The 23,481-nt window shown below is 64.9% G+C and carries 24 protein-coding genes; 14 read left to right on the forward strand and 10 right to left on the reverse strand.

The window, feature by feature from the left end; translation table 11 throughout:
• The 4 genes from EPO55_RS12840 to EPO55_RS12855 form a co-directional block, all read left to right on the forward strand.
• The coding region (locus EPO55_RS12840; protein WP_363719024.1) for a MerR family DNA-binding transcriptional regulator at positions 1-465 on the forward strand (465 nt) is incomplete at its 5' end.
• A gap of 22 nt (positions 466-487) precedes the next feature.
• A complete protein-coding gene (locus tag EPO55_RS12845) occupies positions 488-2,275 on the forward strand; it encodes an acyl-CoA dehydrogenase C-terminal domain-containing protein (protein ID WP_296337253.1) in 1,788 nt (595 codons plus the stop codon).
• A gap of 53 nt (positions 2,276-2,328) precedes the next feature.
• Entirely contained in the window at positions 2,329-3,204 is an 876-nt protein-coding gene (locus EPO55_RS12850; protein ID WP_296337277.1) for a LysR substrate-binding domain-containing protein, read from the forward strand.
• A 69-nt stretch (positions 3,205-3,273) separates the two neighbouring features.
• A complete protein-coding gene (locus EPO55_RS12855; protein WP_296337254.1) occupies positions 3,274-4,161 on the forward strand; it encodes an alpha/beta fold hydrolase in 888 nt (295 codons plus the stop codon).
• Here EPO55_RS12855 and EPO55_RS12860 read toward each other — a convergent pair.
• Positions 4,112-4,900, reverse strand: coding sequence for a class I SAM-dependent methyltransferase (locus EPO55_RS12860; RefSeq protein ID WP_296337255.1), 789 nt, complete (start codon positions 4,898-4,900; stop codon positions 4,112-4,114). The two genes, EPO55_RS12855 and EPO55_RS12860, sit on opposite strands and share 50 nt — an antisense overlap.
• A gap of 156 nt (positions 4,901-5,056) precedes the next feature.
• Here EPO55_RS12860 and EPO55_RS12865 point away from each other — a divergent pair, with 156 nt between their 5' ends.
• From EPO55_RS12865 to EPO55_RS12875, 3 genes are all read left to right on the forward strand, one after another.
• A complete protein-coding gene (locus EPO55_RS12865; RefSeq protein ID WP_296337256.1) occupies positions 5,057-5,857 on the forward strand; it encodes an enoyl-CoA hydratase in 801 nt (266 codons plus the stop codon).
• Positions 5,858-5,872: 15 nt separating this feature from the next.
• Complete coding sequence (locus EPO55_RS12870; RefSeq protein ID WP_296337258.1) at positions 5,873-7,363, forward strand: DUF1254 domain-containing protein; 1,491 nt, start codon at positions 5,873-5,875, stop codon at positions 7,361-7,363.
• A gap of 103 nt (positions 7,364-7,466) precedes the next feature.
• Entirely contained in the window at positions 7,467-7,889 is a 423-nt protein-coding gene (locus tag EPO55_RS12875; RefSeq protein ID WP_296337280.1) for an OmpA family protein, read from the forward strand.
• Between the two features lie 20 nt (positions 7,890-7,909).
• Here EPO55_RS12875 and EPO55_RS12880 read toward each other — a convergent pair whose 3' ends face one another.
• Positions 7,910-8,311 (reverse strand): PIN domain nuclease, encoded by a 402-nt coding sequence (locus EPO55_RS12880; protein ID WP_296337259.1) that lies wholly within the window; start codon positions 8,309-8,311, stop codon positions 7,910-7,912.
• On the reverse strand, positions 8,308-8,511 hold the full coding sequence (locus EPO55_RS12885) for a type II toxin-antitoxin system VapB family antitoxin (RefSeq protein ID WP_296337260.1): 204 nt from the start codon (positions 8,509-8,511) through the stop codon (positions 8,308-8,310). The genes EPO55_RS12880 and EPO55_RS12885 overlap by 4 nt, the downstream gene beginning before the upstream one ends.
• A gap of 128 nt (positions 8,512-8,639) precedes the next feature.
• Between EPO55_RS12885 and EPO55_RS12890 the strand changes: the two genes are divergently transcribed.
• Complete coding sequence (locus EPO55_RS12890) at positions 8,640-9,542, forward strand: MBL fold metallo-hydrolase (RefSeq protein ID WP_296337261.1); 903 nt, start codon at positions 8,640-8,642, stop codon at positions 9,540-9,542.
• Between the two features lie 95 nt (positions 9,543-9,637).
• Here EPO55_RS12890 and EPO55_RS12895 read toward each other — a convergent pair whose 3' ends face one another.
• Positions 9,638-10,426 (reverse strand): hypothetical protein, encoded by a 789-nt coding sequence (locus EPO55_RS12895; RefSeq protein WP_296337262.1) that lies wholly within the window; start codon positions 10,424-10,426, stop codon positions 9,638-9,640.
• 128 nt (positions 10,427-10,554) lie between these two features.
• On the opposite strand from EPO55_RS12895, the gene EPO55_RS12900 reads away from it, so the two are divergent.
• The 5 genes from EPO55_RS12900 to EPO55_RS12920 all read left to right on the forward strand — a co-directional run bounded on the left by EPO55_RS12900 (position 10,555) and on the right by EPO55_RS12920 (position 15,809).
• The gene (locus tag EPO55_RS12900) at positions 10,555-12,396 is read left to right on the forward strand and encodes a caspase family protein (protein ID WP_296337263.1); all 1,842 of its coding nucleotides are present in this window, start codon (positions 10,555-10,557) and stop codon (positions 12,394-12,396) included.
• 134 nt (positions 12,397-12,530) lie between these two features.
• Complete coding sequence (locus EPO55_RS12905; RefSeq protein WP_296337264.1) at positions 12,531-13,007, forward strand: MarR family transcriptional regulator; 477 nt, start codon at positions 12,531-12,533, stop codon at positions 13,005-13,007.
• Positions 13,004-14,203 (forward strand): amidohydrolase family protein, encoded by a 1,200-nt coding sequence (locus EPO55_RS12910; RefSeq protein WP_296337265.1) that lies wholly within the window; start codon positions 13,004-13,006, stop codon positions 14,201-14,203. The genes EPO55_RS12905 and EPO55_RS12910 overlap by 4 nt, the downstream gene beginning before the upstream one ends.
• Positions 14,200-15,378, forward strand: a complete 1,179-nt coding sequence (locus EPO55_RS12915; protein ID WP_296337266.1) for an acetyl-CoA acetyltransferase — start codon at positions 14,200-14,202, stop codon at positions 15,376-15,378. The genes EPO55_RS12910 and EPO55_RS12915 overlap by 4 nt, the downstream gene beginning before the upstream one ends.
• Positions 15,375-15,809 (forward strand): OB-fold domain-containing protein, encoded by a 435-nt coding sequence (locus EPO55_RS12920; RefSeq protein WP_296337267.1) that lies wholly within the window; start codon positions 15,375-15,377, stop codon positions 15,807-15,809. Before EPO55_RS12915 ends, EPO55_RS12920 begins: the two co-directional genes overlap by 4 nt.
• A 37-nt stretch (positions 15,810-15,846) precedes the next feature.
• On the opposite strand, the gene EPO55_RS12925 is transcribed toward EPO55_RS12920, so the two are convergent.
• The 6 genes from EPO55_RS12925 to EPO55_RS12950 form a co-directional block, all read right to left on the reverse strand.
• The gene (locus EPO55_RS12925; protein ID WP_296337268.1) at positions 15,847-17,205 is read right to left on the reverse strand and encodes an amidase; all 1,359 of its coding nucleotides are present in this window, start codon (positions 17,203-17,205) and stop codon (positions 15,847-15,849) included.
• Entirely contained in the window at positions 17,202-18,503 is a 1,302-nt protein-coding gene (locus EPO55_RS12930) for a TRAP transporter large permease (protein WP_296337269.1), read from the reverse strand. Before EPO55_RS12930 ends, EPO55_RS12925 begins: the two co-directional genes overlap by 4 nt.
• An 11-nt stretch (positions 18,504-18,514) precedes the next feature.
• Positions 18,515-19,072 carry a TRAP transporter small permease gene (locus EPO55_RS12935; protein WP_296337270.1) on the reverse strand — a complete coding sequence of 186 codons (558 nt, stop codon included), beginning with the start codon at positions 19,070-19,072 and terminating at the stop codon, positions 18,515-18,517.
• Positions 19,073-20,128 carry a TRAP transporter substrate-binding protein gene (locus EPO55_RS12940; RefSeq protein WP_296337271.1) on the reverse strand — a complete coding sequence of 352 codons (1,056 nt, stop codon included), beginning with the start codon at positions 20,126-20,128 and terminating at the stop codon, positions 19,073-19,075.
• Between the two features lie 93 nt (positions 20,129-20,221).
• Positions 20,222-21,022 (reverse strand): IclR family transcriptional regulator, encoded by an 801-nt coding sequence (locus tag EPO55_RS12945; RefSeq protein WP_296337272.1) that lies wholly within the window; start codon positions 21,020-21,022, stop codon positions 20,222-20,224.
• Between the two features lie 415 nt (positions 21,023-21,437).
• Positions 21,438-22,229, reverse strand: a complete 792-nt coding sequence (locus EPO55_RS12950) for an enoyl-CoA hydratase-related protein (RefSeq protein WP_296337274.1) — start codon at positions 22,227-22,229, stop codon at positions 21,438-21,440.
• A 416-nt stretch (positions 22,230-22,645) separates the two neighbouring features.
• Here EPO55_RS12950 and EPO55_RS12955 point away from each other — a divergent pair.
• The coding region (locus EPO55_RS12955) for an OmpA family protein (RefSeq protein WP_296337275.1) at positions 22,646-23,481 on the forward strand (836 nt) is incomplete at its 3' end.

Consider the following 23,481-nt stretch of genomic DNA (forward strand, 5'->3'; position numbering starts at 1 on the left):
AAGTCTTCCATCATGTCCGTCGCCGCCCCGCCGGCCGCTTCCACGGCCAAGAGCTCCGCATCTCGCGACACGCAGCGCATCTATAGCATCGCCGAACTCGCGCGCGAGTTCGCAGTGACGGCGCGCACCATCCGCTTCTACGAGGACGAGGGGCTGATCAAGCCGCGCCGCCAGGGCACGCAGCGGCTCTACAGCGTCGGCGACCGCGCGCGGCTGGGCTGGATTCTCCGCGGCAAGCGGCTCGGCTTCACCCTGGCCGAGATCAAGGAACTGCTCGACCTCTATCATGTCGATCGCACCGGCCTGCAGCAGATGCGCGAGTTGCTGCGCCGCAGCCGGCTGCATATTGAGGAACTCGAGCGCCGCCGGGCCGATCTCGACGCCCAGATCGGCGAATTCAAGGATGTCGAGGCGCAGGTGTCCGCCGAACTCGTGCGGCGCGGTGCCGATCCGGCAAGCGACTGACAAGAAACTCACGGAGGAAACGATGGCCGTCTACAAGGCGCCGCTGAAGGACATCCAGTTCGTGCTGAACGAGGTGCTCGACGTCTCGCAGCTCGCCAGGCTGCCGGGCTACGAGGACGCCACGCCCGACACCATCCACGCCATCATCGAGGAAGCGGCCAAGCTCTGCGAGAACGTGCTGTTCCCGCTCAACCGCACCGGCGATGAGGAAGGCTGCACCTACGAGAACGGCGTCGTACGCACGCCCAAGGGTTTCAAGCACGCCTACGACATGTTCCGCGACGGCGGCTGGACTGCCGTCACCTGCGATCCCGAGTACGGCGGCCAGGGCCTGCCCGCCACCGTGGGCTTCGCGCTGCAGGAGATGTTCACCGCCTCGAACCAGGCCTTCGCCATGTACCCGGGCCTCAGCCACGGCGCCTACGAGGCGCTGTCGCGCCACGGCTCCGATGAACTGAAGAAGAAGTACCTGCCCAAGCTTACCGACGGCACCTGGTCGGGCACCATGTGCCTGACCGAGCCCCAGTGCGGCACCGATCTCGGCCTGATCCGCACCAAGGCCGAGCTGCAGGCCGACGGCAGCTATGCCATCACCGGCACCAAGATCTTCATCTCCGCCGGCGAGCATGACCTCACCGAGAATATTCTCCATCTCGTGCTGGCGCGCTTGCCGGATGCACCGGGCGGTACCAAGGGCATCTCGCTGTTCCTTGTCCCGAAGTTCATTCCCAAGGCCGACGGCAGCGTGGGCGAGCGCAACGGCATTCGCTGCGGCGCCATCGAGCACAAGATGGGCATCAAGGCCAACGCCACCTGCGTCATGAACCTCGACGGCGCCAAGGGCTGGCTGGTGGGCGAACTCAACCGCGGCATGCCGGCCATGTTCGTGATGATGAACGCCGCCCGCCTCGGAGTCGGCATGCAGGGCCTCGGCATCGCCGAAACCTCCTACCAAAGCGCCGTCGCCTACGCGCGCGATCGCCTGCAGGGCCGCTCGCTCACAGGCCCGAAGAACGCCAAGGGCCCGGCCGACTCGATCATCGTCCATCCTGACGTGCGGCGCATGCTGATGATCCAGAAGTCCTTCACCGAGGCCGCGCGCGCTCTCTCGCTCTGGGTCGGCCTCTTGATCGACGAGGCGCATTCCCATCCCGACACCGACAAGCGCGCTGCCGCCGACGATCTCGTGCAGATGCTGACGCCGATCATCAAGGCGCACTTCACCGACATGGGCAGCGAGTGCGCCAACCTCGCGGTCCAGACCTACGGCGGCCACGGCTACATCCGCGAGAACGGCGTCGAACAGTTCGTGCGCGACGCCCGTATCACCCAGCTCTATGAGGGCACCAACGGCATCCAGGCGCTCGACCTGGTCGGCCGCAAGCTGCCGATGAAGGGCGGGGCGGCCGCACAGCGCCTCTTGGGTGAGATCGCGGGCTTCGTCGCCAAGCACAAGGCCGACGACAAGATGAAGGAGTTCGTCGAGCCGCTGGAGAAGGCGCTGGGCCGAGTCCAGGACGCCGCCCTCTACCTGATGCAGAACGCCATGAAGAACCCCGACGAGGCGGGTGCTGCCGCGTCCGACCTGTTGCGCCTGATGGCGCTCACGGCCATGGCCTTCATGTGGAACCGCATTGTCGTGGCCGCCCACAAGGGACTCGCGGCCGGCAACGACAACGCCTTCTACGAGGCCAAGCTCACCACCGCGCGCTTCTACATGGCGCGCGTGCTGCCGCAGACCACGTCGCTCAACCATCAGATCAAGGCGGGCGCGGCGACGGTGATGGCACTCCCGGCCGAGGCGTTCTGACGACGGACCTCCTGAAGAACGACGACGCCGCCGAAGACCTGACGGCGCGGGCACTGCTCGCGCTACAAGCCTTCGAGCTCGCGGCGCGCTTGGGCTCGTTCAAGGCGGCGGCCGAGGCGCTGCACATCACCTCCTCGGCGGTGAGCCACCGCATCGCCGGCCTCGAGCGTCTGCTCGGCGAAAAACTCTTCGAACGCGGCCCACGCGGCGTCGTGCTGTCGCCGGCCGGCCGGCTGCTCGCCGCCACCACCGGCCGCGCCTTCGGCGATCTTGCCCGTGCGCTTGCCCGCCAGTCCTCGGGCAGCCGGCGGCTGCGCGTCTCGGCCGTGCCGATCTTCGCCTCGCACTGGTTGCTGCCGCGGCTGGGACAATTCCTCGGCGCCCATCCCGAGATCGAGCTGCAGGTCGAGGCGAGTCCGCGCATGGCCGACATGGAGACGGGCCTGGTCGACGTGGCGCTGCGCTACGGCGATGGCGGCTGGCCCGACGTCGCGGCCGAACGCGTGATGGATCTTCTCGCCGTGCCGGTCGCCGCCCCGGCGCTTGCGCGCCGCCTTAAACTGCGCGCGCCGGCCGACCTGCTGCGCGCGCCGCTGCTCCGCGTCTCGCCCTTCGGCCTCTCCTGGACCGACTGGGCCGACGGTGTGGGACTCGATCCCGCGCCGTTCGCCCGCGGGCCCTCGCAGCAGAAGGCGCTGCAGGTCGACGGCATGGGCGCCTCGCTGCGCGCCGCCACGCACGGGCTGGGCGTGGCGCTCGCCTTCGATCCGCTGGTCGAGAGCGAGATCGCGGCGGGCACGCTGGTGCGGGTCGGCCCCGGCGTGCCAACGCGCGGGCAGATCTGGTTTTGCTGCCGCCCGCGTGAGCGCGGCCTGCCGGCCATCCGCGCGCTTCGCCGCTGGCTGAAAGCGGAGCTGGCGCCGGGCTGAATGCCATTCACGGCAAGCGCCCTTCAATCCGTTTGTCGCGCGGCCGTTGCCGGCCGTTAGATCGCCGGCATGGACCTCGCTCTGACTGCCCGCGATGGCGTGACGATCGCCGCGACGTTGTTCGAACCTGCCGCACCGAATGGCGGCGCCATCCTGATCAACAGCGGCACCGGAATCGCGCGCCAGTTCTACGGCGCCTTCGCGGGCCACCTCGCTTCGCGCGGCTTCGCCGTGCTGACCTACGACTATCGCGGCATCGGCCAGTCGGAGGCGCCGCGCGCGGCCACCATGGAAGACTGGGGCGGTGTCGATCAGGCTTCCATGATCGAGCATCTCGCGCGGCTCGCGCCCGGCGCACAGCGCGCCGTGATCGGCCATTCCTTCGGCGGCCAGGTGCTGGGGCTGGCCGACAACATCGGCGAGCTGTCGGCGGCCGTGCTGATCTGCAGCCAGAGCGGCCACTGGCGGCACTGGCCGCCCGGCCGGCGGCGGCTGCGCATGCTGGCGCTGTGGTGGCTGCTGATCCCCGGCCTTACGGCCGCGACGGGCCGTTTTCCCGGCTCATGGATCGGCACCGCCAATCTGCCGGCGGGCATTGCGCGGAGCTGGGCACGCTGGGGCCGCTCGCGCCACTATGTCTGCGACCCGCGCGGCCGGCCGCTCCGCCCGCACAACCACGCGGTGACGTTCCCGCTGCGCTGGATAAGTTTCAGCGACGATCCGATCGCGCCCTTGAGCGCGGTCGAGGCGCTGCGGCCCTACTATCCCAACGCCGCCGTCGAGCGCCTCCATCTGTCGCCAAGAGATCTCAGTGCCGACGCAGTCGGCCACTTCGGCTTCTTCCGCAAGTCGATGCCGCGCAAGCCGTGGGATGACGTTGCCGATTGGCTCGGCGAACAGATGCGGCTTACTTCGGCAGACGTCCCCTTATCGCATGCGCGCGTGCACCGTAGGTGATCCGTCCGTCGGGGCTTGCAGGTAGGCGCGCCCGCACGCGGCTCTTGAGCGTATCGACATCTCCGGCTGCCATGGCGGCGACTGTGGAACCAAGCGCGGAGGACTTCAGCGTGGTCATCCAGAAGTCGTCGAAATCCGCGAAGGTCCGCTGCACGGCGATCTCTCGCGTCTCCAGCCCCTCGAGTCCGGCCCCTCTCCACAACTCCTGCAGCGCTTCCATCCGAGACGCGGCCACCTGCGGTGGGCGTGGGGGCGCAAGACCCATGGCGCGCATTTCGATGAGGACTGGATCCAGGGGAAAGCCGCCTCCCAACATGTCCCACATGTAGGTCGCCACAATGCCGCCTGGCTTCACCACCCGAACCATTTCCGCGACGCCCTTGGCAGGATCGGGAACGAAGATAAGAACCAAGGCCATGACGGCGGCGTCGAACCTGTCGGCTGGAAAGGGAAGGGCCATCGCGTCGCCCTGGCGAAACTCCGCCACACGTGCCGCGGGGCGTGTGCGTGCGAAAGCGAGCTGCCCTTCGGACGGATCAATGCCCTGAAGTTCCAGGGGGGCGCATCGCTCGACCAACAGCTCGGTGAAAGCGCCGCTACCGCAGCCGACGTCGATCCAGTGCAACCCCCGAGGCGGTGCGAACCAATCGAGGAAGATCTCGCCGGCGAACCGGCTCCAAATCCCCATCATCTGCTCGTAAGCGGCACCATCGTCGAAGTTAATTTTTTGTTCGACCATTGACGACTTCCTCCCATAGCCGCTGGATTCACCCGCCGAGCGTACCGCCGTGCTCGTGTTTCCAGAAGCCGAAAACCACGACCCCACCCAAATCCGCTCGACACTCGATGATGGCCGTGCAGACTTCCGCCAACAGGAGCTAGAGGAGCTGTCCGCATGTCCGCACCGCACGTTCTCGCCGAGGTCAAGGACGGCATCGGCTGGCTGACGCTCAACCGCCCGGACCAGCTCAATGCGCTTTCCATGGAGATGCGCGAGTTGCTGATCGAGCACACCGCGAAGTTCGAGAAGGACCCTGCGGTGCGCTGCGTGGTGATCCGCGGCTCGGGCACGCATTTCATGGCGGGCGGCGACATCAAGGGCTTCCACGAGTCGCTGACCACCGGGCGCGAGGCGCACCTCGCGGCCTTCGAGATGAGGGTGGTCAAGGTCCATCAGGCGATTTACCAGATCCGCCGCATGCAGAAGCCGGTGCTGGCCTCGGTGCAGGGCGCCGCCGCGGGCTTCGGCCTGTCGCTGATCCTGAACTGCGACCTCGCCATCGCCTCCGACGATTCCTTCTTCACCCTGGCCTACCGCCACATCGGCTTGAGCGCCGACGGCGGCGCCACCTACTTCCTGCCGCGCATCGTGGGTGAGCGGAAGGCGTTGGAGATCGCTCTGCTGGGCGAGCGCTTCACCGCCCAGGAAGCCAAGGCCAACAACATCCTGAACTGGGTGGTGCCCAAGGATCAGCTCGTGGCCGAGACCGCGAAGATGGCCCGCAAGCTCGCTGACGGTCCGACCTTTGCGCTCGGCGTCGCCAAGAGCCTGATCCGCAACTCCTTCGACAACAGCTGGGACGAGCATTCGCATCGCGAGGCCGAGGGACTTGCGGCGTGCGCCGCGACCGAGGACCATTTCGAGGGCCTCAACGCCTTCCTCGAGAAGCGCAAACCGGCGTTCAAGGGGAGATAGGCCGGGAGGATTCCCATGACGACCAGAACGGCGATCTGCGCCCTGTTGGCTCTCGCGCTCGTGGCGCCCGCCCAGGCGCAGCCCTCGCGCTACGACAGCCTGTCGACTCTGCCTTACGACACCGGCTACCTGTCGAAGGAGGACACGCGGCTCCTGCTCGACGAACTCGCCTTCCAGCGTGCGACCCAGACCTATCTGTGGGCGCAGCCCGCGCTCAACATGTACGGCATGAAGGAGGGCTCGGAGAAGGTCTTCGGCAAGGGCTACAACATCCTGCCGATCTTCAAGCAGCGGCTTAATGCGAAGACCCTGATCGCTACGCCCAACTCGGACGTCATCTACGCGCTGGGCTACCTCGACCTCAAGGAAGACGGCCCAATGGTGATCGAGGTGCCGCCCGGGCTGCAGGGCATCCTCGACGATTTCTGGCAGCGGCCGATCGAATCGGTCGGGCCGATCAACGGCCGGAGCTGGAGCGGCGACGTCGGCCTGCCCGGCCCCGACGGCGGCAAGGGCGGCAAGTACCTGGTTTTGCCGCCCGACTACAAGGGACAGATCCCGCCCGGCTACTTCACCTATCGCTCGCGCACCTACGGCGTGTTCGTGTTCTGGCGCGGGTTCTTCACCGATCCGAGGAAGCTCGAGGAGCCGGTGCGCGTCATGGAGCAGACGCGCATCTATCCGCTGGGCAAGATGGACACGGCGAAGAAGATGCAGTTTCCCGACGCCTCGGCAGTGCCGGCCAACATGCTCTATCCCCAGGACGGCACGGCCTTCGACATGCTGGCCCGCTTCATCGACCACGAATATGTCGATCCGGTCGACCTCGAGATGCGCGGCGTGGCCGCGGCGCTCGGCATCGTGAAGGGCCAGCCATTCAAGCCGGACGAGAAACAGCGCGCCCTGTTCGACAAGGCGGCGCGCACGGCTTCGCGCATCGGCCATGTCCTCGCCTACACGCAGTCGCCGCTGGTGAAGAGCGGCCTGTGGTATCCCGACCGGCACTGGATCAACGCCTTCCCGGGCAACGCCAATTTCGCCGGGCCCTCGTTCAACTATCTCGACGCGCGCACCGGCTTCTTCACCTACGCCTATTCGACCAGCCCTGGCATGGCCGTCAGCATGGAGAATGTCGGCGCCAAGTATCTCTCGACCTTCTTCGATGCCGGCGGCGAGTTCCTGAACGGGGCCAAGAGCTACAAGCTCACCCTGCCAGCCAAGGTCCCGGCGGCGATCTTCTGGTCGGTCACGGTCTACGATCCGCTGAACGGATCGGGCCTCGACAACGGCCAGCCGTTCCCCTCGCTCAACACCATGGACAAGCCGGCGCAGAATGCCGACGGTTCGACCGACATCTATTTCGGGCCCGAGTCTCCGGGTGCGGGCAGGAACTGGCTGCGCACCGTTCCGGACAAGGGTTTTTTTGTCATCTTCCGGCTCTACGGCCCGACCAAGGCGTTTTACGACAAGGACTGGAAACCCGGCGACATCGAGAAGGCGAAATGACCATGCAAGACCGTCACATCGGCGACGTTCGCGTCACCCGCATCGAGGGACTCAACGCTTTCCTCGAAAAGCGGAAGGCGAACTTCGAGGGGAGGTGACGAAGATGCGCTTTGGCGCTCTCCTCGGCGTTGCGCTGTGGGCGCTCTGGTCGGTTGCTTTCGTCGCGCCGGCCAACGCACTTCTCCCGCCCAGTCACATCGTATTCCTTTCAACTGGTAGTGCTGAGATCAGGCAAGCTGGCGACAATGTCCTCAGGGAGGTTGCGTCGACCTTTCACAAGATCGGTATCAAAGCCCGTGTCTTCATCGGGGCTCATACCGATTCTGCCGAAGCGCAATCGTTGAGTGCGACCTTGTCGTCGGAGCGTGGCACTGCCGCGAAGCAGCGCCTCATAGAGTTGGGCATCCCTGCGGATCGCATCTGGATCTCGGTGTATGGCGACTCGCGGCCGTGGGTGATAACTCCGGCGGGTTCCCCCCAACCGCAGAACCGCCGCGCCGAGATCGTCGTTGCCCTGCCCGAATGAACTGCTGATGGGGAAGCCGCTCAGGCCGCCACAGGCACTTCAACCAGCCCGAGGTGGCGGGCCATGGGGCGGAAGTCGTTGTCGTTGTGCAGGAGGGGCATGCGGTTCTCGATGCACCATGTGCCGATCAAAAGGTCGATGGTCGTGCGGACAGTGATGCCCTTTCGGCGCAGAGTACGGAAATTTCGCGCCGCGGAGACGGCGATCTCTGCGCCGCCCATCGCAACGACATCGAAGCGTCGCAGGAGCGCCTCGACGCTTCGGGCCGCACGCTCGTCCTTCAGGCCTTGCAGGATCTCGCAAAGCATCAAGTCGCCCATGATAACCTCCTCGATGCCGAGGATCGCGCGCAGGCGGTTTACGTGAGGCGCCTCGCGGCCGTTCAGGAAGTCGATCCAGACGCTGCTGTCGACGACGATCAAGCGGTCCCTCGGCCAGCGCGGCTACGCGCAAGGTTGCCGCGCCACGGGTACTTGCCGAAGGCCGTGGCCACCTCCTGCTGACGCCGCAACTTCACCATCAGGCGAAGCGCCTGTTCGACGGTCTGCTTCTTAGTCGAAAGCCCGGACGCCTTCTGGGCTTCGGCCATCAACCTGTCATCGATTTCGATGTTGGTGCGCATGTGTTGCTCTGCCCAATGTGTATACATTGATTATGTCGTACACACTTGCGGTTGGCAAGGCAGCAAGGGCACACGGCTGGCGTTGGTCTCGGCCGGCAGGCACACTGGGCAAAAGCGAAGGGGAAACAATGCAAGACCGTCACATCGGCGACGTTCGCGTCACCCGCATCGAGGAAATTTCGGGGCCGGGCTTTCCGGCCAAGGATTTCTTTCCCGAGTTCGAGCCCGAGACCTTCAAGAGCCACGAGCACTGGATGGCGCCCGGCTACTACCAGCCCGAAAGCGGCCGGCTCATCCGGTCGATCCATTCCTGGCTGATCCGCACCGGCAAGCACACGATCCTGGTCGATGCCTGCTCGGGCAATCACAAGAATCGGCCCGGCATGCCGGGCTTCCACATGCTGGACACGAAGTATCTCGACCGGCTGCGCGAGGCGGGCGTCGCGCCGGAGGAGGTCGACTTCGTCATGTGCACGCATCTGCACGTCGATCATGTCGGCTGGAACACAAGGCTTGAGAACGGCAAGTGGGTGCCGACCTTCCCGAACGCCAGGTACGTGATGTCCAGGGTCGATCACGACCATTGGGCCAAGGTGGCCAAGACATCCGGTTCGCCGGAGTACGAGGTCAACACCTACAACGACTCGGTGCTGCCGATCGTCGAGGCGAAGATGGCGGAGTTCGTTGCCGGCGGCGAACACGCCATGTGCGGCTGCCTGAAGCTCAAGCCCGCGCCTGGCCATACGCCGGGACAGATCCGTATCGATCTCGAATCGAAGGGCAAGCGCGCGATGTTTCCCGGCGACGCGCTGCATAGTCCGCTGCAGGTGCCGGTGTGGAGATGGAACAGCCGCTTCTGCGACGACCGCGATCTCGCAGCCAAGACCCGTGGCGCCTTGCTGGCCGACTGCGCCGAGCAGGGGGCGCTGCTGATGCCGGCGCACTTCGGGTCGCCGCACGCCGCCTACATCAAGGCCAAGGGCGACCGCTTCGAGCTCGACTGGGACCACGACAACGCGCGCGGGCGTTGAGTCCGCGCAGGGCTACCGCGTCCTGGCGTTGGACGAATACACCACCCACCGTTCTGCAAGGTCGAGCGAAAGCAGGCCTAGCCTCTCCCAGCCAGCTACTTGGGCATTAACAAGTCCTGGATGCTGCTTAGGTAGTCTGCCTGATAGGCGCGAACTCTTGTGCGTATCGTAGGTCCCAAATCAGTCAACGCGGCGCGGTTGATCGAAACTTTGGTAGAGTTCGCTTTGAAGCTAGCCGCTGACTGTCGGAATTTGAAGAACAGGATTTGCGTGATGTCGTTTTTTGCCTCGACCAGACAAGAGAGCAGCGAAACGAAGACATCGCTATCACTTGTCTTTTCGACCAGTCCTATCTGAAAACGCGCAATCTTCGCTTGCTGGGATTCTCGGTTGAAGATCGTTATCCAAGAGCTGTCGGATTTCATTCCCTTTAGGGCGGTGATAGTGGCGGTGACGATAGCGAGGGCGGCCGGCGCCGGACCGAGCACCACTGTGAGAACCTCCACAATCTTCTCGTTCACTTCGGCTGCAGTGCCTTGGGTGCCGTAGTCGGCCCAGCCGCCGTCCTGCACTACCCAGCCGACATTCTGAAGCACCTTCGAATACTCGGAAAACCAGGCGATCGGGTCAGCTTCCGCAGATGCGCGCTTGTTGGCGACAAGCTGCGCAAGGAGTGCCGACTCTGAGATCGCTTCTCGAACCTTCTCATCGACGCCCTGAGCAAACGAGAAGACAGCCGAACCAACGACCTGTGCCTGTGTTTTTGCCTTGTCGAAAACTTGGCCTGCTTCTTCTGCGGCGGCCTGCGAGACTATGCCTCGCGGCGTCCCGGAGAGGTCGACAGTCCTGATGAATTCCCTCGCCTTATCGAACGTGTTTGCCATGTTCCCCCCAATTTTTGCCGCACTCGAAATCTTGGTGCGGTAGCGCTCGAATGCTAGTCTACTACTTATGCGATTGCGAGTCGTTAAGTAGTGCCTGCGGTGAGACCACCGATGGTTGGAGGAAGCAGATGGCAAACGGAAAGCGCATGGTCGCGCTTGCGATTGGCGTAAGCGACGCCAAAAGACTTCGTTATCTGCGAGGCGCGCTCAACAGCGCGACCGAATTTGCCAAATGGGCAACGGCTTTCGGGTACGAGGCGAAACTACTCACGGATGAAACGGAACCGGTCACAATTCCGCGGCTGCGCGCGGAACTTGATGGACTACTTCAACCCGCAGCTAAGCCAATTCATCGGCTGCTGCTCTATTTCGCCGGCCATGGCCTGATTCGGGAAGCCGAGGAAGGGTTATGGCTGTTGTCAGATTGGTACGATGAATTCCGCGCGGTTGCGGTCGAGGGACTTCGCCGTAAGCTTTACCTACATGGCATCAATCAGATAGCCATTTTCGCTGACGCCTGCCGCTCGCTGCCGGCATCGATTGAGGTCAGTGACCTGATTCCGGACCATGTGCTAGGGCGCGGTCCGGTCGGTAGAATGGAACCCGCAATCGACAAGTTCATCGCAGCCCAGGATGGTGCAGAAGCGTTCGCGATCCCAGGCCCGAATCCAGAAGACGACAGATGTCTGTTCTCCGGGGTGTTGCTCGAAGGATTGTGGGGGACCAAGCCGAATGCCTTTTCGAAGCTTTTGAAGGACAAGGTCACAAGCCGTAGCCTGGCGGAATACCTCAAGGCGGAAGTACCGCCGCTTGCCAAGCGTTACCGTCTTACGTTGGTACCCAGCGTTAGCCCTACCTTTCCTGAAGGCGATGACGTCTATTTCGGTGATGGTGCAACACCTATGCCACCGGCTTTCCCCGCGTGGCCGGCTGACGGTCCAATATCTCGAATGAATACCGACGAGGAGGTCGAGCGACCGGAGCTCGTTAGCCACGGCTATCTTACATCAGTTTCACCGAAGATGAATTCAAGACTCATGCGGGAAATTCTGAGGTCCGAATTTTCGCTTGAGGCGCATAAGCGGTCAGTTCAGAGCATTCTTCGCGATCAGCCTCGGCCGCCGAGTTTCGAGACCGGCGCAGGTTTCGCTGTTGCAGGTCGGTCGGTTCGTGCTGTCTGGACACCTGCCGACGTGTTCGCTGAAAGCCATGGCCAAGCAAATTGGTGGCGCCTTGGTCAGCTAGCCGGTTATCAGCTTGCTAGGCCTGTCCCTTTCCTGATTGAGTTCGACGATGGACTTTTTTTAGCGACGACCGCGATACCTCGCTTCATCTCGACAGTTCTGCGCGATCAGCGTGGCGTGTCGGCACTGATTTATCGCGAAATCGGCACCTCACCGGAAATCGCGACATCTACTGAGAATGCGATCGCCACGATGGAGAGTGGTGTATTGCTCGCCGATACTTTAACTGATCTCGCTGTCGAGCTCCGGCAGGGCAAGCATGCCGATCCCGTACGCGGCGTCATCAGCGCCTATCTCTACGAATCCATAGGCGACATCGATAATATCCGCCGTATGGCCTTCTACTACATCCAGCACAATCAACCGATCCCCTACGATATCGCTCTCCTGGCACATCTTCAGTGCGACCGGCGCAACGATGGGCTCCTCTGGGCCGAGGTTCCTGCCGTGCCTAAGCGCAAACCACGCACTGGTGAGGAAAGCAAGTATGACTGGACCTACGAGGCAACATCTTTTGCAAAAGGCGTGGTCGGCGGCTTTTGGCCGTGGATGCGGCAAGGCTGGACGTTTTGCGATGATGCCGCCGATGGACGATCCGCGCTGGTAACACCCGGACTGACCGACTTGATACGGGATCTCACCTCTGGACGCTTTGCGACACTGAACGCTCTAGGCGGGCAACGGCTCGCCAAACTATTCAATTTGGTTCGCCGGACCGGCCGTTAATCAGACGGCACATATGACCGCACCGCCGCGCGCGGCGAATATCAAGTCCAAGAGCGACCGCTTCGAGTTCGACTGAGAGGCCCGATTTGAAGGCCTCTTGCCATTTAGATGATTAGCGTCCTATCTTTATGCCCATGACCCATCCCAGGCAGATCGATTTCGGTTTCAACGTCGCGCGACTGGCCCGCCGGCTGCGCCAGGCCGTCGATGCCGAGTTGCAGGCCTTCGGCCTCACCGACGCGACGTGGCGGCCGCTTGCCTATGTCGGCCGCCTGGGCGGCGGTGTGCGGCAGAAGGAACTTGCCACCGCGCTCGCCATCGAAGGTCCCTCGCTGGTTCGCCAGCTCGATAATCTCGAACGCCGCGGCTTGATCGAGCGACGCGAGGACGAGAGCGACCGCCGGGCGCGCGGCATCTATCTCACCCGCGCCGGCCGCGACCTCGCGGTGCGCGTCGCCAAGGTGGGAACCGAGATCCAGGAGCGTCTGCTGGCCAAGGTGCCGGTCGCCGACCTGGAGATTTGCCAGCGCGTGCTGGCCAGCATCGAACGTGGACTGGACGAACGGCTTGAAGCGGTCGAGGAACCCGCAACCAAAAGGAGGAAGCCATGAACCAGATCGAGATCAACGCGCCCAATCTCTGGCGCCTCGACACGCCCGGCGCCGCCGGCTGGTCGCGCAGTGCGCGTCCTCACGCGGCGAAGAAGTATTTCATGGTCTCGGCCGACGGCCATGCCAACGAACCGGCAACGCTCTGGTTCGACCGCATGGACAAGAAATATCACGAGCGCCTGCCGCGCGTGGTCACCGACAAGGACGGCGTGCAGTGGCGCTACTGCGAAGGCTATCGCCCCGACCGGCTGCGGCTGTCGACCCTCGAAGGCGAGGACATGGCGCGCAACAAGGCCGGCGCCGATCCGCTCGGCCGGCTTGCCGATCACGACCAGGACGGCATCGACGTCGAGCTGATCTTCCCCAACAAGGGCCTCGCCATGTGGGCCACGCCCGATCCGCTGTTCGCCATGGCGCAGTGCCGGGTGTGGAACGACTGGGCGTGGGAGCAGTTCGGCGCGCACCAGGACCGCATGATCCCGGCCGGCTCCATCGCCACCGGCGACCTCGACGGCTCGATCGCCGAGGTCCAGCGCCTGGCGAAGCTCGGCTTCAAGTGCCTGACCTTGCCGTGCAAGCCGGTGTGGGGCGGCCACGATTCCAATCACGTGAACTACAATCTGCCGCACTTCGATCCGCTGTGGGCCGCGATCCAGGACGCCAATCTCCCGATCACCTTCCACGTCTCGACCGGCCGCGATCCGCGCGCCGCGCGCGGCAACGGCGGCGCCGTCGTGAACTACGTCTCGCACTCGCTGTCGCCCACCATCGAACCGGTCGCCAATCTCTGCGCCTCGGGCGTGCTCGAGCGCTTCCCCAAGATCCGCTTCGCCACCATCGAGGCCGGCATCGGCTGGGTGCCGTGGCTGCTGGACGCCATGGACGAGGCCTACAAGAAGCATCACTTCTGGGTGCGGCCCAAGCTGCAGGGCCTGCCGAGCGACTATTACCGCGCCCACGGCTTCTCCTCGTTCCAGGAAGACAAGGCCGGTCTCGACCTCGCCGAAAGCCATGGCCTCGACGGCAATTTCATGTGGGCGAACGACTATCCGCATCATGAAGGGACCTGGCCGCATTCGGCCGAGGCGATCGAGCGCACGATGGGCCAGCTTTCCGACGGCGCGCGCGCCAAGGTGCTCGGCCTCAACTGCGCCCGCTTCCTCGGCATCGACGTGCCGGCGAAGTACAAGCAATGACCCGCACCTTGCGCGGCAAGGTGGCCGTCGCCGGGGTGGGCGAGACCACCTATTACAAGCATGGCCAGTCGCCGCATTCGGAGTTCATGTTGGCCTTGCAGGCGATCATGGCCGCCTGCGAGGATTCCGGCATCGATCCGCGCCGGATCGACGGCTTCGCCTCCTACTCCAACGACCGCAACGATCCGTCGCGCCTCGCCGCGGCCCTCGGCCTGCCGGCGCTGCGCTTCTCCAACATGAACTGGGGCGGCGGTGGAGGCGGTGGTTCGGCCGCGGTGGGCAACGCCGCGGCGGCGGTGGCCTGCGGCATGGCGAACTGCGTCGTCGTGTTCCGCGCCCTGGCCCAGGGCCAGTTCCAGCGCTTTGGCGCGGCTCCTCCCGGCGGCACCGCCTCGGGCGAGGCGGCGCTCAACGCCCCCTACGGTGTGATGTCGCCGGCGCAGCGCTATGCCATGCGCGCCATGCGCTTCCTGCACGAGAACAGGATCGCCGACTCCGCCCAGCGCGCCATCGCGCTCGCCTCGTATCATCACGCCCAGTCCAATCCGCGCGCCGTGATGCATGGCCGGCCGTTGACGGCCGAGGCGTATGACAACTCGCGCTGGATCGTCGAGCCGTGGCGGCTGTTCGATTGCTGCCAGGAGAATGACGGCGCCGCGGCGCTGATCATCGTGCCGGCGGAGCAAGCGAAGGATTTCAAGCAGACGCCGGCCTACCTGCTGGGATCGACGCAGGGTTCGGAGTATCGCAACGGCGCGCGCAGCCACAATGCGCCGCTCTACGCCACTTCGAGCTTCACTACGGTGGCGCCGCAGCTCTACGACATGGCGGGCGTGAAGCCCGGGGACGTCGACGTGGTGCAATCCTACGAGAACTTCACCGGCGGCGTGCTGATGAGCCTGGTCGAGCATGGCTTCTTCACCGCCGAAGAGGCGAACGACTTCCTCACCAAGGAGAATCTGCTCGCACCCTCGGGCAAGCTGCCGCTCAACACCTCGGGCGGTAACCTCGCGGAATGTTACATGCACGGCCTCGAACTGCAGGTCGAAGCGGTCCGCCAGCTGCGCGGCCAGTCGACCGCGCAGGTGCCCGGCGCCGAGATATCTATGGTGATCTCCGGCCCGATGGTGACGCCGGTCTCGAGCATGATCCTGGGCACGGAGGCGACGTTATGAGTTACCTCCCGAGCGGCCTGCCCATCCCGGTGCCGGAGAACGACGCCCTCGACACGCCGTACTGGGAGGCGACGCGGCGCGGCGAGCTGCTGGTCCAGCGCTGCAAGAAGTGCGGCACGTTCCAGTGGGGACCGGAATGGATCTGCCACAAGTGCCTGTCGTTCGACATCGGCTGGCACAAGGTGTCGGGCAGGGGACGCATCTACAGCTGGGAGCGTCCCTGGCATCCGGTGCATCCGGCGCTGAAGGGACACGGCCCTTACATCGTCGTGCTGGTCGAGCTGCCCGACGCCGGCAACGTCCGCATGCTCGGCAATCTTTTAGGCGACCCCAAGCAGGATGTGCGGATCGGCGCCGAGGTTCAGGCGGTGTTCGAACCGCACGACGACGCCAAGCCGCCCTTCACCCTGGTGCAGTGGAAACTGGCTTAGGGCGTGTAGCGGAAGAAAGCCCGGTATTGCGGGCGCTTCACCCGCGCTTGCGCAGGAACTCGCCGCCGATCTCGAACAGGAACTCATCCGATCCCCAGGCGCCGACGAGTTGCAAGCCGATAGGCAGTCCATCGTCGGACGGAGACACAGGAAGCGAAAGGGCCGGACAACCGCTTACGTTGGCAAAGGCAGTGAACACCGCATGCCCCCGCGGCCCGACGGCGATGCCGGCGATTTCCTCGGGGTGCGATTTCCGGGCAGGCCAGGGCAGCGCCGCCGCGGCCGGCGTCAGGATCGCGTCGTAGCGCTCGAACAGATCGCCGAGCTGGCGCTTGAGCCGGGCGGCGTCGGCCAGCGCGCCGGCATAGTCGGCAGCCCGCAGACTCTCGCCATGGTGCGCAATCGCCTGGACGTCCGCGCCGCAGTGTTCGACGGCGCCTTTGCCGAGACCGCGCAGCAGCCAGGCGAGGCCCGCGGCGCTGATCGTTCGGAAGGCCTCGGCTGTTCGCTCGAGATCGAAAGGACAGGCGATCGTATCGACCCCGTGACCAAGCTCCTCCATCATCTGCGCGGCAGAGGATACGCTCGATTCGATTTGCGGATCGACCGGCGCGTCTCCGAACCGCGGCACATAGGCAATGCGCGCGCGCCGCGACGGCTGCTCTGTCACTGGCCGCCAAGGTCGATCGCCGTCCGCGAGGATGGCCATCATCGCCGAAGCATCGGTGATCGTCCGGGCGATCGGGCCGACGACCTCGAAGTCGTGCAGGATGACCGGAAAGCCGTCGGCGCGCGTGATGCGGCCCGTGGTGGGCTTGTGGCCGATCAAACCGGTGTGGGAAGCCGGGCGGCGGATCGACCCGCCGCCATCGGTCGCCAAGGCCAATGGCGCCATGCCGGAGGCAACCGAAGCGACAGCGCCGCCGCTCGAGCCGCCCGGTGTCAGCGCGGGTTGCCAGGGATTGCGCGTGCAGCCGAACAGCTTGTTGTCGGTGTAGCCCTGGAGCGTGAATTCCGGGACGTTGGTCTTGCCGAGGAACACGAGTCCCGCCGCCCGAAGGCGGGCGACCGGCAGCTCGTCGCGATCCGGCACGAAGTGCTCGTAGAGCGCACTGCCCCAGGTGGCGCGCAGTCCGCGGACCAGCAGATTGTCCTTGATGGTGATGGGCACCCCGTCGAGCGGGCTGAGCGGCCTGCCATCACGCCATCGCCTGGCGCTTTCCATCGCCGCTTTCTGTGCTCCCTCACGATCCGGCGTGACGATGGCGTTCAGCGCGGGATTGACAGCGTCCACGCGCTCCAGACACTCCCTCAACGCCTCGACGGGACTCGCTTCGCCGGAGGCGAAGGCGCCGGCGAGAGCAATGGCCGTGGGCGGCAGGGCACTGCCGCTCATGCTCCGGCCATTCGACCCGGCAACCACAGTGCCAGCTCGGGCAGGAACCAAAGCAGGAAAGTGAAGCCCAGCATGATGAAGACGTAAGGCACGACGCCACGGATGACGTCGGCGATCGAGCCGCCGTCCTGGCGGATGCTCTGCACGACATAGAGGTTCATGCCGACCGGCGGGGTGATCATGGCGAGCTCGCTCATCAGCACGATGTAGATGCCGAGCCAGATCGGGTCGATGCCGACTGCGGTGGCGATGGGATAGACGATGGGGATGGTCGTCACCTGCATGGACAGCACTTCGAGGAAGCAACCGAGAACCAGGTAGAAGACCGTCAGGATCAGGAACAGCTCGAACGGGTTGATCGACAGCGCGGCGATGAGCTGGGTCAGCTTTTGCGGGATGCCGACCAGGCTCAGCGTCACGTTGAGGATGAAGGCACCGCAGATGATCAGGATGATGGTGCCGGTGAGCGTCGCCGTCTGGCGAAAGCAATGCGTCAGCATGGCGCCATCGAGCCGGCCGGACACACGCGCCAGCGCCAGCGCCATGACGACGCCGAGCGAGGCGGACTCGGTGGGCGTTGCCAGCCCGAGATAGAGGCTGCCCATGACCACGCCGAAGATCAGGAAAGGCGCGATCAGGTCCTTCGAGCGCCTGATCTTCTCCCCGAGACTGACGCGCTCCTCGACGATGCGCTTTCCGCCGAACAGGTCGGAGAGGGCGATGTAGGCCATAAAGCAGCCCGTCAGCAGCACGCCCGGGATGATGCCGGCGATGAACAGCTTGCCGACCGAGTTGTTGGTGAGCGAGCCATAGATCAGCATCGCCACACTGGGCGGAATCAGGATGCCGAGCGTGCCGCCTGCGGCCAGCGAACCGAGCGAGCGAGCGCGATCATAGCGGCGCTGCTCGAGTGCGGGCAGCGCCACGGTGCCGATGGTGGCGGCGGTCGCGACCGAGGAGCCGCAGGTTGCGGCGAACAGCGCGCAGCCGCCGATATTGGCGTGCAAGAGGCCGCCCGGCAGCTGGCCGAGCCACGCGGCGAGCGACCCGTACATGCGGTCGGCAAGCCCGCTGCGCAGCAGAATCTCGCCCAACAGGATGAAGAGCGGGATGGCGGTCAGCAGGTTCTCGTTCTGCACGCCCCAGATGACGCTGCCCAGGGACAGCACCATGTGCGGGCCGAGTGTGGTGACACCGCCAGCGACGCCGAGCCAGGCGAGCACGGCGGCGACCGGCAGACCGATCAGGAGGATGGCCAGGCCGAGAACGAAGGCCGTCGACAGACCGAACACGGACATTTTCGTTGAACCTATCGTTTGCGCAGGTCAGCCAGTTCCTCGTCCATCTCCTCCTCGACGGCCTTGGGGCCGTAGCGGCGCGCGAGCTCGCGGTTGCGGCCGGAGAAGAAGAGACGCGTTGCATCGAGCAGCGCGACGAGCGACGCGACCGCGAACAGCAGCAAGCCGAGGAACCAGACGGACTGCGGCCAAACCAGGGGCGTCGCCCACGGCGTGGGTGCGGTGCTGCGGAACTCGATCGTTTCCTCGAGCGCCAGCCAGCCGGTCCAGGCGAGCAGCAGCGCGAAAGCCGCCAGCACCGTGATCGACAGCCAGTTCAACAGGCGCTGCAGAAAACCCGGCAGCAAGTTGTGCAAGAGGTCGATGCGAATATGGGCACGATCGATCAGGGCGAGGGTGAAGGCGAGTGACGAGGTGACCGCCAGCGCGTAGCCACCCAGCTCGTCGACGCCTTGCAGCGACAGGCTGAAGAACTTGCGCGCCACCGTCTCGATCGTCACCAGGATTGCCAGCGCCACCATCACCACGCCGAACAGGCGGGCGATGGCGTTGGCCAGGCGGTCGGCCAACTACTTGATCCCGGTGACCGGCCCCAGGAGGCGCTTCCATTCCGCAGAGCAGCCGGCGAAGGACTTGTCGCAGACTTCGGCGAAAGCCGGCAGCGACACACTGGCGATCGCCTCCTTGACCAGGGCGAGGTCGGCGGCCGACACCGGCACCTGCTTCATAGAGTACTTCTTCACCGTGGTGCAGGGATCCTTGCCGACGTTGCAGCGCACGGCGTCATCGAACAGCTCCTGCGAATAGGCCCAGATGTCGTCCTCGAGCTTCTTGAAAGCGGCCATGAGCTTGGCCTGCTGCTGGGCGTCGAACTTGGCCCAGCTCTTGAGGTTGATGGCGTAGGCGTTGAAGGCGATCTGGAAGCCGATCGGCATGAAGTACTCTGAGACCTCCGGCCAGCCTGCCGAATTGGCCGAGCTGGGGCCGGTGATGGCGCAATCGACGACTCCCAGGCTCAGCGCCTGCTGCGTCTCGCCGAAGGAGATAGTGACGGGTATGCCGCCGATCCTCTCGATGAACTTGGCGAGCGACTGGTCATAGACGCGCACCTTCTTGCCCTTGAGATCCTTCAGCCCGCCGATCTGCGGCTTGCAGAAGATGACCTGCGGGCCGAATGGCCACAGACCGAGCAGCTTGGCGTTGTAACGTTCCTTCAGCCGCTGGTCGACGGCAGCGCGATAGGCGTCGGTCACCTTGCGTGCCGTGGCGTAGTCGGGATTGAGGCCGACGAGGTCGAGGCCGAGCAGGAACGGCTCGTCGCGCGACACCTGGGCGATGCGCAGCGTGACAATGTCGAACAGACCGTTGCGCAACACGCGCAGCCCCTCGATGTCCTTGATGCCCGTCGTGTCCATCGGCTTGTAGTCGACCTCGATCGGCAGACCGGTGCTCTTGGCGAGCTGCTCGAAGAACGGTTGCTCCTTGTTCTTCTGAATCAGGCCGGTGGCCAGCAGATTGCCGGCGACTTGGAGCTTGATCGGCTGTTGCGCGGCGGCCGGCCCCGTGAGCAGGGCCAGGCCGAGCGCCAGAGAGGATGCAACGGCGATCGATCGTGGGAACAACATGCGCACGGCCTCCGACATGGTTTGCCTTTGGCCGAAACCTAGGCAAGCACGCAAGACCGCGGCAACGCGATTTTCACTGCATGAAAAGCCGGATCAGGGGCGCGCGCCGCCGATGCCGAGCATGATGCGTTCGGCGGCGGCGATCAGCTCGCGCCCGCAAGGTACGATGTCGTCGCTGCGCAGGCGGCCGGCAGTGGAGGCCATGGAGATCGCTGCCACCGGCCGGTGATAATGATTGAAGATCGGCACGGCAACGCAGCGGAGGCCCTGCATATTCTCCTCGTCGTCGAGCGCGTAGCGGGCGCGCCGCACCTCTCGAATATCGGCCAGCAGCGAGGTCCGCTCGCCCAGTGACTTGCCGGTGAGGCGCGCCAGGCGACCGCCACCCAGCAGCGTTCCGACTTCGAGCAGCGGCAGTCCCGACAAGATCGCCTTGCCGATCGCCGAGCAGTTGACCGGCAGCGGCTGCTGCTGCGGCGCCGTCGTGGCCGCGCCGTTGGGTGTTGCCCGATAGAGGAAAGTCACCGACCTGCCTTCGAGGATGCCGATATTCACCGGCAGCCCGCGCGCGGCGCTGAGCTGTCGCGCCACCGGATCGGCGATGCTCATGATCTTGCGCGTGGCCCCGACGTTGGCGCCAACATGCAGCGCCGCCCCGCCCACCATCCAGCCGCCGCTCGCGCCGTCGAAGCGTACGAAGCCACGCTCCTGCATGGTGGTGAGCAGGCGCAGGCAGGTTGCCGCTGAAAGTCTCTCGGCCTTGGCGAGCTCGCCGAGCCGCATTCCGCCCGACGTCCCTGCGAGCCGCTCCAGCAGGCGCAGCGCCCGCTCGACCGCGCGCACCTTGCCTTGTACGGCTGCGTCCTGGATGGCATTCACCGGCGCTTCGGTCATCAGATCGGCCTATCCTGCCCTGTTCAGGGAGCTTAGCTCCCCGGCGTCACATGCGCATCCCACACATGCTGCAGCAAAGCGCATGCCAGCGCGCACACTGCCCGCTGCCAGCGAGACGCCCGGCTTGTTCTTCCAACTGCCTCAGAAAATTGGTGCAACGACGCAGCCGAACGGCTTGACAGGAATCCTATCTGGCCGTATCTTCCGGCCATGAATCCTATTGTCGTCCGCACCAACGGAGCCCACCCGATCGGGCAATCATTTGAGCGCGATGGACGACTTTAAACGAGCCATTCCGTGTCCCATGTCCCGACCCGGAGCAGCCGGAATTCGCAAGCCCGGGCAAGGCTTTGGCGGCCGGATAGGATGCCCGGCCCGACGTGAGAGGGTGTCCCACTGACTCGGGCGATTACTCTCAGCGGCCCTTCCAGTTGGGCTTGCGCTTCTCGGCGAAGGCCTTGGGTCCCTCGACCGTGTCCTCGCTCTGCGCCATGGCGACGAAGGCGGGGTAGCTCTGGTTGCGCATCGCCATCTCGAGCGCCGGCACGTCGAGCGAACGCATCACCACCTGCTTGGTGGCGCGTACCGACATCGGCGAGCAGGCGAGGATCTCGGCCGCCCAGCGCCTGGCCGCTGTCATCAGCTCGGCGTGCGGCACCACCTCGGTGACGAAGCCGAGCTCATAGCCTTCCTTGGCGGGCACATGGCGGCCGGTCAGCATCATGCCCATGGCCTTCTTGAGCGGGATCATGCGGCTGAGACGCTGCATGCCGCCGGCGCCGGCGGCGAGGCCGACGCGCGGCTCGGGCAGGGCGAACTTGGCCTGATCGGAGGCCACGATGATGTCGGCCGCGAGCGCGATCTCGAAGCCGCCGCCCATGGCGAGGCCGTTCACCGCGGCGATGACGGGCTTGTCGAGGTCGAAGCGGTTGGCCAGCCCACCGAAGCCCTTGGCCGGATGGATCGGGCGCTTGCCGGTCCTGGCCTGGATCTCGGCGTGGTACTTGAGGTCGTTGCCGGCGCAGAAGGCCTTGTCGCCGGCACCGGTGATGATGGCGACCCATAGTTCGGGGTTGGTCTGGAACTCGTCGAAGGCGTCGACCAGCTCCTGGTTCGCCATGGGATGGCAGGCGTTGTAGACCTCCGGCCGGTTGATGGTGACGATCATCAGGCGACCGTCGATCTCGACCTTGCTGTATTGACCCATGGCGCTTTCCTCCCCCGGATTCGATAGCGGCATCTTCAGTGAGTGAACGGCGGTTTACCGCATGTTCAGGGTCGACGGCGATTCAAAATCCTGGGGCGGGGTCGCAAATCGGCCAAGTCGGTTTCTTTACGAAACCTGCAGCGCGCGGAATGTGGGTAACTCGCCGGTTGCGGGACCCTGTTATGCCCACCCCAGATTTAGTGGGCCGGAGAGGTGAGACAGGGCAGAGGAATCGTGGCCTGATATGCATGGAATGGGGCACTGTTGCCTGTCGGCCACAGGTGGGGCACGAGTCGTCCACGGAAAAGCCGCATGCCTTGCACCGTACTAGTTGTGGTGTGTATATTCAGCGCGGAGTTGGTGATTACCCAGCCCCACCAACGCTCGTAAGATTTCAATATCGAGGGGAAGATCTCATGAAGAAGGCTTTGATGGCCGCAGTGTTTGTTGCGCTGCCGGCAATTGCCCAGGCACAGACCCCGATGCCGGGCTTTTATATCGGCGCCGAAGGCGGCCTGAACTGGATGCTGAACTTCAATGCCAACACCCCGGTCGCCGCGGCGCCGGTCGTCGGCGTGACGCCGGGTACCGGCTGGATGGCTGGCGGCGTGATCGGCTACGACTTCGTCGGCCCGCGCGTCGAACTCGAAGGCATCTATCGCTGGAACCCGACCAACGTCGGCATCCCGGGCACGGCGATCAACAACCAGATCGGCCAGCTCGGCATCATGGCCAACCTGCTGTACGACTTCATGCCCGCTTCGGTGATCACGCCGTACATCGGTGCTGGTGCCGGCGTCGGCTTCGTCGACAGCCAGTCGTCGCTGGGCAGCACGGTGTTCGCCTATCAGGGCATCGTCGGTCTCGCCTGGAACGCGGACACCAACTTCCGCGTCAGCCTCGACGGCCGCTACTACGGCACGTCGAATCCGTCGATCAACGGCAATCCTTGGACCAACAACAACTTCAGCGTCATGCTCGGCCTGCAGTTGAAGTTCGGTGAGGTTGCTGCTGCGCCGCCGCCGCCGCCGCCGGCCGTTGCGCCGCCGTCGTTCATGGTGTTCTTCGATTGGGACCGCTCGAACCTCTCGGCCCAGGCCCTGAACACGATCAAGCAGGCGGCCCAGGCCTACAAGACCAAGGGCAACGCCCGCGTGACGGCGACCGGCCACACCGACACGTCGGGCCCGGAAGCCTACAACATGGCGCTGTCGCTGCGCCGCGCCAACACGGTCAAGGATGCCCTGGTGCG

Source organism: Reyranella sp. (assembly GCF_004296935.1).
Taxonomy (GTDB): Bacteria; Pseudomonadota; Alphaproteobacteria; order Reyranellales; family Reyranellaceae; genus Reyranella.

What these genes read in the sequence shown, in the direction of transcription:
- EPO55_RS12845 (WP_296337253.1), top strand. Translation starts at nt 488, where the DNA reads ATGGCCGTCTACAAGGCGCCGCTGAAGGACATCCAGTTCGTGCTGAAC.
- EPO55_RS12855 (WP_296337254.1), top strand. Translation starts at nt 3,274, where the DNA reads ATGGACCTCGCTCTGACTGCCCGCGATGGCGTGACGATCGCCGCGACG.
- EPO55_RS12860 (WP_296337255.1), bottom strand. Translation starts at nt 4,900, where the DNA reads ATGGTCGAACAAAAAATTAACTTCGACGATGGTGCCGCTTACGAGCAG.
- EPO55_RS12865 (WP_296337256.1), top strand. Translation starts at nt 5,057, where the DNA reads ATGTCCGCACCGCACGTTCTCGCCGAGGTCAAGGACGGCATCGGCTGG.
- EPO55_RS12870 (WP_296337258.1), top strand. Translation starts at nt 5,873, where the DNA reads ATGACGACCAGAACGGCGATCTGCGCCCTGTTGGCTCTCGCGCTCGTG.
- EPO55_RS12875 (WP_296337280.1), top strand. Translation starts at nt 7,467, where the DNA reads ATGCGCTTTGGCGCTCTCCTCGGCGTTGCGCTGTGGGCGCTCTGGTCG.
- EPO55_RS12885 (WP_296337260.1), bottom strand. Translation starts at nt 8,511, where the DNA reads ATGCGCACCAACATCGAAATCGATGACAGGTTGATGGCCGAAGCCCAG.
- EPO55_RS12890 (WP_296337261.1), top strand. Translation starts at nt 8,640, where the DNA reads ATGCAAGACCGTCACATCGGCGACGTTCGCGTCACCCGCATCGAGGAA.
- EPO55_RS12895 (WP_296337262.1), bottom strand. Translation starts at nt 10,426, where the DNA reads ATGGCAAACACGTTCGATAAGGCGAGGGAATTCATCAGGACTGTCGAC.
- EPO55_RS12900 (WP_296337263.1), top strand. Translation starts at nt 10,555, where the DNA reads ATGGCAAACGGAAAGCGCATGGTCGCGCTTGCGATTGGCGTAAGCGAC.
- EPO55_RS12905 (WP_296337264.1), top strand. Translation starts at nt 12,531, where the DNA reads ATGACCCATCCCAGGCAGATCGATTTCGGTTTCAACGTCGCGCGACTG.
- EPO55_RS12910 (WP_296337265.1), top strand. Translation starts at nt 13,004, where the DNA reads ATGAACCAGATCGAGATCAACGCGCCCAATCTCTGGCGCCTCGACACG.
- EPO55_RS12915 (WP_296337266.1), top strand. Translation starts at nt 14,200, where the DNA reads ATGACCCGCACCTTGCGCGGCAAGGTGGCCGTCGCCGGGGTGGGCGAG.
- EPO55_RS12920 (WP_296337267.1), top strand. Translation starts at nt 15,375, where the DNA reads ATGAGTTACCTCCCGAGCGGCCTGCCCATCCCGGTGCCGGAGAACGAC.
- EPO55_RS12925 (WP_296337268.1), bottom strand. Translation starts at nt 17,205, where the DNA reads ATGAGCGGCAGTGCCCTGCCGCCCACGGCCATTGCTCTCGCCGGCGCC.
- EPO55_RS12930 (WP_296337269.1), bottom strand. Translation starts at nt 18,503, where the DNA reads ATGTCCGTGTTCGGTCTGTCGACGGCCTTCGTTCTCGGCCTGGCCATC.
- EPO55_RS12940 (WP_296337271.1), bottom strand. Translation starts at nt 20,128, where the DNA reads ATGTTGTTCCCACGATCGATCGCCGTTGCATCCTCTCTGGCGCTCGGC.
- EPO55_RS12945 (WP_296337272.1), bottom strand. Translation starts at nt 21,022, where the DNA reads ATGACCGAAGCGCCGGTGAATGCCATCCAGGACGCAGCCGTACAAGGC.
- EPO55_RS12950 (WP_296337274.1), bottom strand. Translation starts at nt 22,229, where the DNA reads ATGGGTCAATACAGCAAGGTCGAGATCGACGGTCGCCTGATGATCGTC.